Annotated in this window: 10 protein-coding genes; 8 read left to right on the plus strand and 2 right to left on the minus strand. The window is 34.3% G+C overall.

Annotated features, from left to right (window positions below; translation table 11 throughout):
• Positions 1–125 precede the first annotated feature (125 nt).
• Genes H2O64_RS13815 through H2O64_RS13825 form a run of 3 tightly spaced genes read left to right on the plus strand, consistent with a single transcriptional unit; the run spans position 126 to position 2,638 of the window.
• Positions 126–881, plus strand: coding sequence for an isocitrate lyase/PEP mutase family protein (locus H2O64_RS13815; RefSeq protein WP_187562794.1), 756 nt, complete (start codon positions 126–128; stop codon positions 879–881).
• A 1-nt stretch (position 882) separates the two neighbouring features.
• The gene (locus tag H2O64_RS13820) at positions 883–1,944 is read left to right on the plus strand and encodes a bifunctional transcriptional activator/DNA repair enzyme AdaA (RefSeq protein ID WP_187562795.1); all 1,062 of its coding nucleotides are present in this window, start codon (positions 883–885) and stop codon (positions 1,942–1,944) included.
• A 43-nt stretch (positions 1,945–1,987) separates the two neighbouring features.
• Positions 1,988–2,638, plus strand: coding sequence for a hypothetical protein (locus tag H2O64_RS13825; protein ID WP_187562796.1), 651 nt, complete (start codon positions 1,988–1,990; stop codon positions 2,636–2,638).
• 62 nt (positions 2,639–2,700) lie between these two features.
• Here the strand turns inward: H2O64_RS13825 and H2O64_RS13830 are convergent, their stop codons facing one another.
• Positions 2,701–2,967, minus strand: coding sequence for a hypothetical protein (locus H2O64_RS13830; RefSeq protein WP_187562797.1), 267 nt, complete (start codon positions 2,965–2,967; stop codon positions 2,701–2,703).
• A 409-nt stretch (positions 2,968–3,376) separates the two neighbouring features.
• Here H2O64_RS13830 and H2O64_RS13835 point away from each other — a divergent pair, with 409 nt between their 5' ends.
• From H2O64_RS13835 to H2O64_RS13855, 5 genes are all read left to right on the plus strand, one after another.
• Entirely contained in the window at positions 3,377–3,913 is a 537-nt protein-coding gene (locus H2O64_RS13835) for a hypothetical protein (protein ID WP_187562798.1), read from the plus strand.
• 63 nt (positions 3,914–3,976) lie between these two features.
• Positions 3,977–4,633 carry a hypothetical protein gene (locus H2O64_RS13840; RefSeq protein WP_187562799.1) on the plus strand — a complete coding sequence of 219 codons (657 nt, stop codon included), beginning with the start codon at positions 3,977–3,979 and terminating at the stop codon, positions 4,631–4,633.
• Between the two features lie 87 nt (positions 4,634–4,720).
• A complete protein-coding gene (locus H2O64_RS13845) occupies positions 4,721–5,674 on the plus strand; it encodes a Fic family protein (RefSeq protein ID WP_187562934.1) in 954 nt (317 codons plus the stop codon).
• A 110-nt stretch (positions 5,675–5,784) separates the two neighbouring features.
• Entirely contained in the window at positions 5,785–6,348 is a 564-nt protein-coding gene (locus H2O64_RS13850; RefSeq protein ID WP_187562800.1) for a TetR/AcrR family transcriptional regulator, read from the plus strand.
• An 82-nt stretch (positions 6,349–6,430) separates the two neighbouring features.
• A complete protein-coding gene (locus tag H2O64_RS13855; protein WP_187562801.1) occupies positions 6,431–6,979 on the plus strand; it encodes a carboxymuconolactone decarboxylase family protein in 549 nt (182 codons plus the stop codon).
• 78 nt (positions 6,980–7,057) lie between these two features.
• Here H2O64_RS13855 and H2O64_RS13860 read toward each other — a convergent pair whose 3' ends face one another.
• On the minus strand, positions 7,058–13,132 hold the full coding sequence (locus H2O64_RS13860) for an alpha-2-macroglobulin family protein (protein ID WP_187562802.1): 6,075 nt from the start codon (positions 13,130–13,132) through the stop codon (positions 7,058–7,060).
• Between the last annotated feature and the right edge of the window lie 126 nt (positions 13,133–13,258).

Here is a 13,258-nt window from a genome sequence, read left to right on the forward strand (position 1 = left end):
ACAAATGTCACATTGAGCGCAGTCGAAATGCAAACACAACCAAATTTAAACTAAAAAAATACACGTCCAATTTTCGGTTGCTGTCCAACGATAATCTTTGGTTCTTTGTATAAAACAGACAAAGCATGGAATTTAAACAATTACATCAACAAAAAACACCGCTACTCATCTATAATGTTTGGGATGTGCCAAGCGCAAAAGTTGCCGAAAAATTAAACGCGAAAGCCATCGGAACGTCAAGTTCGGCAATTGCTCAATTATTAGGCTACAATGACGGCGAAGAACTCAGTTTTTCAGAATTGGAATACATCGTAAAGCGAATTAGTGCAAACACAAAACTTTCATTATCTGTCGATTTAGAAGCAGGCTACAGCCGAAATCCAGCACAAATTGTACAACACATTACAAAACTTCACAACTTGGGTGTTGTCGGAATCAACATAGAAGACAGTATTGTAGATGAAGAACGAACATTGCTAGACGCTGCTGAATTTTCAAAAACACTTTCCGAAATAACATCACAACTTCAAAAAGACAAGATTGAAATCTTTATCAATGTGCGGACAGATACTTTTTTATTAAATGTTGCCAATGTGTTGGAAGAAACAAAGAAGCGCATCAAACTATATGAAAACGCTGGCGCATCTGGAATATTCATACCTTGTATTGAAAAAGAAGCAGATATTAAACTGATGACGGAAACTACAAAATTACCAATCAATGTACTTTGCATGCCGAAGTTGCCAAATTTTAATATCTTGAAACAAGTAGGTGTACAGCGAATTAGCATGGGGAATTTTCTATTTGATCACATGTACAATCAACTTGAAAAAATGAGTAAAGAAATCATTACGCAACAATCATTCAACGCTATTTTTTAAGATGTTAATTACACAAGAAGAAAAAATACACGAATACTATCAAGCATTGCTCGAACGGAAAGAAAATTTTGTCGGAATCTTTTTTGTCGGTGTAAAAACGACTTCCATTTTCTGCATCGCGACGTGTAGAGCGAGAAAGCCAAAACTAAAAAATGTAGAATTTTATACCTCTTTCAAAGAAGCATTAGACAATGGCTATCGTCCGTGTAAAATATGCAAACCCACAGAAAACGCCAATGAAGCACCTGCACAAGTTGAAAAAGCCATACAACTCATCAAGCAGCATCCAAAAGAAAAAATAACAGATGCCCAACTTCGGGAACAAGATATAAGTCCAGAAATTGTTAGACGATGGTTTAATAAAAATTACGGAATGACGTTTCAGGCATATCAACGCATGTATCGGATCAACACTGCTTTTCAAGAACTCAAAAAAGGAAAAAACACCACACATACTGCTTTTGATACGGGTTATGAATCGTTAAGTGGATTTGGATATACGTATAAAAAACTCATTGGGAAATCGCCACAAAAAAGTATTGGAGATCGTGTAATTCTCATCAATCGATTGACAACGCCATTAGGACCTATGTTTGTCTGTGCAACAGATAAAGGAATTTGTTTGTTAGAATTTGTCGATAGAGAACTGCTCGAAACGGAATTCAAAGACTTGCAGCGGTTACTAAAAGCAAACATCATTGTTGGTGAAAATGAACACATACAACAAGCCAAAAAAGAACTTGCGGAATATTTTGAAGGAACGCGAACTCAGTTTGACGTACAACTTGAAACACCCGGAACCGATTTTCAAAATACGGTTTGGAGTGTGTTGCAAACTATTCCTTATGGAAAAACGACTTCGTATCAACAAGAAGCGGAAAGTATCAATAATCCGAAAGCGGTTAGAGCTGTTGCGTCTGCAAATGGTTGCAATAGAATTGCCATCATTATTCCGTGTCATAGAGTCATCGGAAAAAACGGAAACCTTACAGGTTATAGTGGTGGCTTAGAACGGAAACGTTGGTTATTGGATCATGAATCTAAACATGAGAATAAAATATAAACTATATTTGAGCTCTATAAATTTAAAAGTAATCCATACATCAATGAAATCACTATACTTCCTTTTTTTATGTTGTTTCATCAGTTGCACAACAGCAACAAAACCATTAGATCCTTGTTATATGGATGCAGGAATTAAAAAAGCGAAAATTCAGATTAAAACTGAAGCAAACGAAATTGATAAAGATGATTTTATGACGATTGAGTATACCCAACAAGGCAATCCGTTAAAAGTATTCAAATCGAAATGGAAATCAACAACAGACTATGTATATGTTGAAGATATCTTGAAATATATTGTTACTTCTGGTCCTGATTATTTCTATGAAGGACAACCTGAAGAGGAGATAATTATTAAAGTTGATACGTTATTCATTACAAAAAATGATGCTAAAGGTCGCATGTTAGAATCGATCGGAACTGATAAAGTCAACTATAAATATTCGTATGCTAATTGTAATGAAGGCTCAGTTATAACATATGCTGCTGAAGAAAAACAAAGCACGATGCATTTTTTAAAAGAAAATGGAAACATTATGAAGAAAACGGTAACTTTTTATATTCCTTTTGAATCTACAACGGTTTCAAAGTATAGTGAGTATAAATTTGATGAATTTGGTCATTGGATTGAAAGAAGTCTAGAAGCTGAAGATGGAGAAATGTATACGGAAATGAGAGCGTTAGAATATTACTAACTTTTTCAGAAAAAAACAAAGGCATTCTTACTTAAAAAAATGCCTTTAGTTCATAAAAATTTTCAGGAAATTTCTTGCCATAAAATTCTTGCTGTACCACTAATTACTTTATAAGATATTAGTAAAGATCCTGTACCAACCGTAACTGATGATTGTCCAGGTTTTATAGGAGTTGTTGGCATTCCACCGTAAATACTGGAGTATCCATAAAAAGCTTCGGTCTCTCCTTGTGCTTCAAAAACTAGCGTAACGTCCGTAGGATAACTATCTGGAGTAAACTCTGCTGTTCCATTCGTTCTTGGGTCTAAAATTAAAGTTGATGTACTCATAATAAATTGTTTGTTTTGATATGGTAAAATGGCAACTTTAACAAACACTGTGTAAGCGTAGTACAGTCCTAAATTAAATACAAGTAGATCAGCAGAATAACTAGGCTATTCTACTTGGTTAGCATGAAAAAGCTTTTGTTTTTACTTAGGATGTTGATTATTAGTTTCTTGATTGGCTTAATTAACAGACGTTAACGTTCATTAACCTAGAATGTCTTAATTTCGAATATCTTTGTAACTGAATAAAACGAATTCTCTATAAATAATTTAATACACGATTAAATGGTAAAAAAGTTCCTTTCTTGAAAGGGACTTTTTTTTTATGCTTTACTTTATCTTTACCCTAGAATATGATTCGCTTTAATGCGAACAAGTATGTGCCTATTTTGAGAACAATCAACAGAAACCGATGAAATATATAACTAAACTAATACTCGTTTCAATATTAACTTTTCTGTGTTTACAGAGTTGTAATTCACATATAGAGAAATACACAAAACAAGAAAATAAAATTATATCAGGTGAAGGACTTGAAGCGTTCAAAATTAAGCAAACTTCCATTGATGAGGTAATCACAACTTTAGGAAAAGACTACGAAGAAATAAACCACAATGAGTACAGTATTGAAATTATATACAAAAAACTAGGGCTTTCATTTTACTATCTTCTAAAAGATGAAGAAAAGAAGCTTTTTACTATAAAATTTAGTGCGCCATTCAATGGAATTACGGATAAAGGTTTTAAAATAGGTGACACTTTACAATCAGTTATAGATATTTATGGAACGCCCAATTGGTACTCCTGTGATGCATGTGATGTTTGGAGAGCAACGTATGAAGATATTGGTTTAGAGTTTGTTGTAAATCGTGATAAAACATTACCACATTTTCCTTTAAATGAAGAAGTGCATCTTCAAAAAAAAATCACAAGAATCTGTGTTCAATGAAGCAAAAAATGAAAATATACGGATGCCCATAATCAACAATGTTAAAAGAATAAATTCCCAAAAATGAAACTACTTTATATCCTTATTTTAATTAGTTTGATAAGTTGTGCAACCGAAACAAAACCTAAAAACGATTGTTTGGTAAATGAAGGTGTCAAAACCGCAAAAGTATTTCTGAAAAATGATGCAACTGGAGTCACTAAAGAAGACTTTATGCATGTGGAATTTGATAAAATTGGTAATCCGCTAAAAGTTGTCAATACGATACACAAAATAACCTCTACATATAGCTATGAAAATGAAAAATTGGTGTTTGTGATTGAAGAAAAATCCAGACCAGATTTCTATATGGAATCAGAAAAAGACGTTGTAGAAAAAAGTGTCGATACATTATACATGACAAAATACAACAACGATGGACGCGCCATTGAATCCATCGATTCAGACGGAATAAAAACGGTGACAACATTCATAAACTGTGATGAAGAGCAACATAGTACGTATTACAGCAATGGTAAAAAAATTCAGGATGTAACGGTTCAAAAAGAAAACGGAAATTTAAAAAAAACCATCCGAACTTTATACGAACCAGAAACAGAGATAAGAACTTCTACCTATTACGATTACAAATTTGACGAACACGGACATTGGACAGAAAGAAGCTGCCAGCATCAAAATAAAGAGGAAGTTACAGAAGTGCGTGTGTTGGAGTATTATTGATCGTACATTTTCTAGTTAAATAGATACTGATACAAATACTTTCGTAAAATAATTATATATTTGATACTATCAAATGATACTATCAAAATGAATCCACCGTATGAAATAACAGTTGAGATTTTACAATTAATTACTTCTATAGCTGAAAAAATCGGTAGAATTAATGCAAATTACCTACATAAACCTTCTACAAAACTTCGAAAGCAAAACAAAATCAAATCGATTCATTCTTCTTTAAAAATTGAAGGGAATACATTGACTGAAGCACAAATCACGGCACTGATAGAAAACAAAAGAGTTTTAGGTCCCAAAAAAGATATTATTGAGGTTTTTAACGCCATCGAAATTTATGATCATTTAGATACGTATCAGCCAACAAGTGAAAAATCATTTTTAAAAGCACATCATGATCTGATGAAAAATTTAGTTGATGATGCTGGAAACTATCGAAAACAAGGAGTAGGAATTGTAAAAGGTGAAAAGATAGCACATGTAGCACCACCATTTGCGAATGTTCCTTATTTAATGAAAACCCTTTTCACGTATTTAAAAGATTCAAAAGAAATCACATTGATAAAAAGCTGTGTATTTCATTACGAAATGGAATTTATTCACCCTTTTTCAGATGGAAACGGCAGAATGGGAAGATTGTGGCAAACATTAATTTTAATGGAAACTTATCCAGTTTTCGAGTTCTTACCATTTGAAACATTGATTAGTAATGATCAAGAAAAATATTACAATGCATTGGCTGAAAGCGATCGCTTAGGAAAATCGACTGTGTTTATTGAATATATGTTAACCATTATTAATAGATCGCTCGCAGCACTTTTGGATGTTAATAATCGAAACTTCACTGAAACAGATCGACTTGAATACTTCACATCTTTACATATTGACAATTTTACAAGAAAAGAGTATATGAATGTGTTCAAAGACATTTCTTCTGCAACAGCAAGTAGAGATTTGAAAAAAGGAATCGAGCTAAATCTCTTCAACAAACAGGGCGAAAAGAATAAAACAACGTATCGAAAGCTGTAATTTTAGAATAGATTGATGGAAAAGTTATTTCTTTCGCAAAAAACTAAATAAATGTTAAATCGTTTTCCATTTCTAACCGATTGTTTAGTTTTGTATTGAGATAAAACCAAATGGCTAGACAAAAACAATATATAGAAGCTGAAGTTATTGAAAAAGCAATGGGCTTGTTTTGGCGTAATGGATATGAAAATACATCCATGCAAATGCTAGAAAAGGAAATGGGCATCAATAAATTTTCGATCTATGCTAGTTTTGGTAGTAAACACGGTGTTTTTTTGGAAAGCTTAAAAAGTTACAAGAAAAAAATAAGTAGCATTTTTGAGAAACTTCAAAACTCAACAAAAGGTGCGGAAGCAATCAAAGAGTTTTTCTACGATTCTGTAGACGTATGTCACAAACCCGGAAATCACAGCGGTTGTCTACTTACCAATACGTACAACGAATTCATTGAAAGTAATGATCAAGTTATAAAAGAGCAAATGACAACTTTTATGGCTGACTTGAAAACTATTTTTATCGAAAAATTAAGTGGAAACACTAATAAAGACAAACAAACGATACAAAAACAAGCTAATTTCTTATTGCTTGCTAAACATGGTTTGGCAGCAGCCTCACGTGTCAACAATCCAAAAGAAATTGAAGACTATATAGAAATGACCTTTCAAGTCATCTAACATTTTTTTGCACTATAACTAACCGATCGTTTAGTTAATTTTTTAATCAAAGAATCAATACTAATTTTAAATATATAAAACGATGAGTAACTTAAAAGTTCATACCCTTGAAACTGCTCCAGAAGCTAGCAAGCCATTATTAGAAAACTCGGTAAAAGAATTCGGAATGTTGCCAAATTTACACGGCGTATTAGCCGAATCTCCGGGCTTATTAGAAGCGTATAAAATGCTTCACAAATTATTTCAAAATTCATCTTTCAATACTGAAGAATTGACTGTTGTTTGGCAAACAATCAATGTAGAACACGCTTGTCATTATTGCGTGCCAGCTCATACAGCAATCGCACAGATGATGAAAGTTGATGCAAAAATAACAGAAGCATTGAGAAACAGCGAAGCGCTTCCAAACGAAAAATTACAAGCTTTACACGACACAACTTTAAGTATCGTTAGAAATAGAGGTGTAGTTTCTGAGGCGGAATTAGAAACATTTTACGCAGCTGGTTACAACCAACGCCATATATTAGAAATCATACTTGGATTATCGCAAAAATTGATTAGTAATTATACAAATCACATTGCAAATACGCCTGTTGATGCACCTTTTGAGAAATTTACTTGGAGTAAATAAATCGTAAAAACCTGTATAAACAAAAGCGACGTAAATCATAATTCACGTCGCTTTTGTTTATGATATTAAATTTTAAAATCAATCTACAGTAATCCGAACACCTTTACTATGACTGCTAAATTCGGGTGCGTACATACTTTGAATTGTGGTAATTCCGTTAGAGAAATTCCCTTTGTTGTTTACGCGTAAATCGTATTCAAAGACGAAAATTCCTTTTGGTAAATAATCAAAAAAGAAATTAGTGCTTGCATCTTTCGTGCTTTCATAATATCCCAATCCATCTTGCCATTTATAGCTCGATAATACATTAATCGATTCCAAACCAGCCGCGCGCATATCTTTCATGTGCACAAATTCCATTGGTCTGTCGTTGCGTAATTCGATACGAATTCGAATCAAATCGCCAACTTCAAGTTTTGTGTTTTCGTCAATGGCTGTGATAATTTCTCCAGTATCATTATACGTACGCTTGAATAATTTTTTGTTCAATTTCAACGAAGTTTCCGCTGTGGTAATCTTATCCAAATCTTCAAAATATTGCCAGTACAATCCGCCCCAAGCGATTCCAGTTCCTTTCTTCGTCAAGGTTACGTTTGCCATTTCAGGTTTCACTTCGTTTCCGTTCCAAGAGGTTTTAAAATATCCTGTGCCAGCTTCTACTTTTACAGCTTCCAAATCTGCAGGCGTAATTGCTTTTCCACCAACGGTCACATCTACCATATCGGTTACCGAAAGCCAATCGCTTCCTTGCAACAATAACGCGTATACAGCATCCGACGTTTCTTTAGTGGTCGACCAGCGATTGGTTTGTTTATGCTTCAACAACCAAATTTTTAAATTATCTACCGTAGTGACATCCTTAGAAATTTCTGAAAATGCTTCAATTAGTAACGATTGCGTTTCAATGGGTGCTTGATACCAATACCAAGAACTCGTATTTGCTTTCCAGTACATACCCAATTCGTCACTCGTAATGCTATTTTCTTTCAGTGAACGTAGAATTGAAGTTGCCGTTTTTGGGTTGTCCATTCGGTGCGAAACCAATGCCATCAACCCTTTTGAATACAAACTGCGTTTCAACCAATACTTGTCAATCTGACCTTTATAATAGTCCATGATTGTTGCCACTTCCGTAGATTTTTTTAGCTCTGGAAAGAAGCTTCGCATGTATAAATAATGCAATTGCGAATACGACAAATGATCTTTAGAAAGATCTACTTTTTTATTGTACTTGCGTAAATTTTTATATTCCGTAACAAACTCTTGATCTAAATAGGCAATTGCTTTTTTAATAAGTTGCACACTTTCTGGAGAACCTTTTGGTTCAATTCCAAGTTTTCTTAAATGCCCAAATCCTGTTACAATATGTTGTGTGATGAATCTGTTTTTGCGTCCGCCAGAAAACCAAGGAAATGCACCTGAAGGCAACTGCATTTGTTTCAACTGTTGTAACGTTCGGGTTTCTTCATTTTTCATTCGATTGAGATCGAATAATAACGCAATTCGTTTTTTCTGTTCGGTTTCTGATTGTGCATCACGTACCCAAGGTGTTTCTTGAATGATCAATGATTTTAATTCCTGATTCTTCTCTAAATTGCTCAGCAATGCATCCGAAGATTTCCACTGATTGAACACTTCCTGAATTCTCGGATTGCTATTCGCGATGTGACTCGCCAACGCGTTTGCGTAATAACGTGAAAATGTTTGCTCCGAACATTCATACGGATATTCCATCAAATATGGCAACGCTTGAACCGCATACCAAGCCGGATTGGACGTTACTTCCAAACTCAATTTATGATGTTGCAACGTGCTTGAATTCGTCGTTGCGAGTTTATCTAATGTAAATGTTTTTGTTTCGTTGGAACGAATCCACATGGGTAAGGTTTCTGTCACTAACATTCTGTTGGATAACACTGGCAATGCATTTTGTTCTCCGTCGCTATATTCGCCAGCTTTGGCAATAATTGTATACTGAACTGCTTGAATGTTTTGTGGAATTTCCAAGGTCCAAGAAACTTGCGTGTTTCCATCAGCGTTTACTGAAAATGATTGTTTTGGTCCGCTTGTACTATCAAAAAGCACATTGTTTAAATCGTTTCCAGTAATTGGATCAACTAATAGTAAACTCGCTTCTCCAGTTAAATTCTTCTCAGAAAGGTTTGAAATTTTACTACTGATGACAATCTTATCGCCTTCACGTAAAAAACGCGGCGCATTTGGCAATACCATCAATTCTTTTTGCGTGACTGTTGTCAGCATTTTTGTTGCCGAATTTAATGTTTTGGTATGTGCTAACAATTGTACTTTCCACTTCGTTAATGCTTCTGGTGTGGTAAAATTGAACGAAACATTTCCATCTTTATCCGTTTGTAATTGCGGAAAGAAAAATGCAGTTTCTTGCAAGTTTTTCCGAGGAACAACTGTTTCTATTGTTTCATCAGCATCTTTTGTGTTTAAAGCGTTGTCTGGGGTTTTATCATCTCCTAAACCATCATAATTTAAATAACCAACCTCGCTATTTGCTGAAAGACTCATTGCTTCAGTTTCAACGTCATCGCTCATTTCTATCACAGCCATCATTTTTTGTGAAGCGGCATCGTTGTTTGCACGCTTATATTTCATAGCACTTCGCATACGTCCTTGATTTCCAAAATACAATCCGAATAAATTGAGACGATCAAACGATTGTGTTTTATAATACTTTTTATCTACGACTTGGTAATCTACAAAACGAGTAATTCCAAAGCTTTTTTCTCCACTAATATGAATGCTGCTGTAATATCGTGGCGTATGTAGTGGTGAAAACTGCCATTGGTGTGCTCTGAATTCATCCAAAGAGGCATCGTACATGCTAGATAGTACTTCTGCGGCTACTTTTTCACCTTTTGGACCTTTGATACGGAAACTCCATGTTTCGTCTTGTCCAGGGGTTAATTTATCTCTGAATGTTGTGGTTTCTATCGTTAATTCCGATGGCGGATATTTCACCAATACAGGAATTTGTTTTACAATAAGGCTATTAAATACCGTTGCAGAACAATGAATTTTAAAACCGCCTTCATCTTTTTTATCTACGGGAATTCGGATGGTTTTTTTTCCGTCTTCCATTGAAATCATGTACGAATTAATAATGCGTTGCCCTTTTTCAATATCTACCGAAACGGTGATGTTTTTGACTGCCGAATTGAGCGTTAAAACCACTTCTTCATTTGGCAAATACGCGTCCTTATCAATTGAAACTTCTAGCAATTTATTATCGGCAGTTATTTTATCAGTTGGATTCCGAACATCTGTGAATACAATATCTTTAATTTCGATTCCATTCGCGTCAATAGCTGTCAATTCAATCACATACTTTCCAGATTCCCAACGTTTTATTTTGCCTAATTCGAGTTTGGTTGCGTTTCCAGTATTGAACGATTCACTGAATACATTTTTGCCTTTTTTCCATGTTTTAAAATCTTGTTCTTCTTTCGAGAAGGCTTCATGCGGAAATAACTTTTTAAACTCACTTTCAGGAATACTTACATAATCAGGAACTTTGAATGGACGTTTGCGCAACACACGATCGGGTGCTTGTAATTTGTGAATCGTAATGGTTCCTGTTGCGCCAATTTTTTCGCCGTTTAAGTTTTTTGTGATGATCTCTAAGGTGTGATCTTTCTTTGTTGCATCCAATTTATTGGCAACAACAATATTCGCTTTCAAACTATGATATCCTACATGAACAATGGTTGAAGCACTTCGTGTTTCGCCATTGATATCGGTAATGTCTGCGGTAATTTCATAATCAAATACAGGTAATAATTTTTTATCAGCACTTGCATCTGGAATTGCTTTAAAGGTAATTTCAAAATTTCCAGAAGCATCTGTCGTCGTTTCTCCACTTGTAATTTGTTGCGAAGCGGAACTTATGTAGGGACTTCTCCAATATGCCCAAACTGGATAACGCGGCGTACGTTTTACCGAATACGTCACTTTTGCATCCGAAATGTTGCTTCCGGCGAAAGCCTTCGCAGTTCCTTTGGCAACAACCGAATCGTTTACAGCGAACGTTTCCGTTATAGGTAAAAATTCAGCTTCAAATTTTGGGCGTTTGTATTCTTCCACAGAAAAATTAACGCTTCCAAGATTTCTTTTACTCGATTTTGCCATGATGGAAAAACTACCTGTCAAACCATTATTTGGAATGATAAATTCACCTTTGATAGAACCGTATTCGTTGGTGGTCAAGGTGGCTGTTTTTATTTCTTGATAATTAGCATCACGAAACGTAACGTCTACTTTTTCATTGGCAACAATCGTAGATTTTTTGCCTTCGCGTTCAATTAAAATTCCTTTAAAATGAACTACTTGTGAAGGTCTGTAAATACTTCTGTCGGTAAAGAAAAAGAGTGTCTTTACAGGGTCACTGTCTTCAATGTAATCACGAGAATATATAGTAGATCCATTAAAGTGAGCTACATCATTTTCCTTAGAAATTTTTATTTTTATATTACGTATTCTAGAGTTTTTAGGGCTTTCAAAAACCACACTTCCCGTAGCATCTGTAGTCAGTGCTTTGGCTCCTTTTATATTTTCATAACCTATTGTATAGTCAAAAATGATATCTTGATTCGGAATAGGTGCTCCGTTGTTTCTATCTGTAATTTGAAAGATATGATTAGATAATGTTTTTTTGTCTTTAATCGCAATGTCTGTGACTTGTAAGGTGCCAAAAGAATAGAATTTCTTTTGTAATTTTTCTGTTGGAGAAGCCGTAATGATATGAAAACCATTGCTCAATGGCGGCATGGCAACTTCCGTAGAATGCATTTGATAATCATTTTCGGTAGGCAAATCTGAATTCCATTGATGCGTTATTGTTGCGTTTTGTAAAAACAAAAATCGCTCATCTTCATCATATATTGTTAGCAGTTTTTGGTATTGTTTGTATGATAATTTACGCGCGGTAAAATACATACGGCTTATATTTTTATATGCGACAAATACTTTTGAAGCTTGCGCAATTGGAATGACTTTTTCTGTTTTAATTTCTATATTGGGTTGTAAAATTCCGTTTTTGATTACGGTACATTTTTCCCCAGGAATGCTTTTTGGAAATTTTGAAATTACACCTTCACACAGTTCCAATGCTTTTTTATACTCCCATTGGTATTTCTCGGTACGATCGTCTGCATATTTAGCACCTAATCGTTGATGTAATACTGCCGATTCTGCATCGTACATTCCCGAATATGGATGCGATTGATAGGTTGTTTTTTCATTCTGAAATGCTTCAATCAGTTTCTCGGTTTCGTCTTCAAACGTTGCTTTTTGCTGTACGAAATACAAACGTTCAATATTTACTTTAATTAATGCTTCGGGCGATTTATCTTTTAAGTGAAAACGAATTAATTCTTGATAGGTTTTTAATGCTTTGAATTCTAACGAAAGTGAATCTTGTGTTGTCAACTTCATCTCAGCAAACAAAGCCGCATCACACAAATATTCTAGTTCATCAATCTCAAATTTATACGAAGGTTTTGTAATGGCATTTTCATCGGATTTATAAAATTTGAGTGCATTATGCGCTAAAAAATCATATACCGTTGGGCGATAGATTTTAGAACCTTCTTCTTGTGTTAAGATGGCATTAAAAGCCGATAAATCTAGTTTTTGTAATTGTGCTGCATTTGCAAGAGACGCATCAAAATGAATGAAAATTTCTTTAAATAATGTATTCAAATCCCAAGTTCTAAAGTCGGTGGCATCTACTTTTTCGGCAGTTTTAGTTCGATTGTAGAATTGATAGCGATTGCTCGAAAAGTATTGCCAATAAAAACTTCCCAAAATACTTTCTAGGATATTCTTTGTTGGAAATGATTGGGTGCTGATTTCTGTTTTTAAATCCTTGATAATTGTCAACTGCGCATCTTCTTCTAGTATCAATTGATACTTTCCTTTGTGCAAAAATGCTTTGATAATTTGCGGATTGTTTCGATCGCGTTTCGCTATTGCATGAATTTCAGAAACCTTTTCCAAAGCAGATTTAGTCAAGCCTTGCTTTTCCAAAGCTGCGACTTCTTTCCATAGATTGGCATATTCTTGTTGCGCGTTTGAGAATTGACTAAATAATACAATCATAAATATGGTGAGTATGTTTTTCATTATTTTAATAATTTGGTCGCACTATAAAACGTATTTCTTCGTTATTTTTATATCATACCATTTCTACATTGAAAATAACTATAATAAAATGCCCTTTTTTCCTTTATACTTCAATATAAAAAGAAA

The sequence above is a fragment of the Kordia aestuariivivens genome, assembly GCF_014397005.1.
GTDB lineage: Bacteria > Bacteroidota > Bacteroidia > Flavobacteriales > Flavobacteriaceae > Kordia > Kordia aestuariivivens.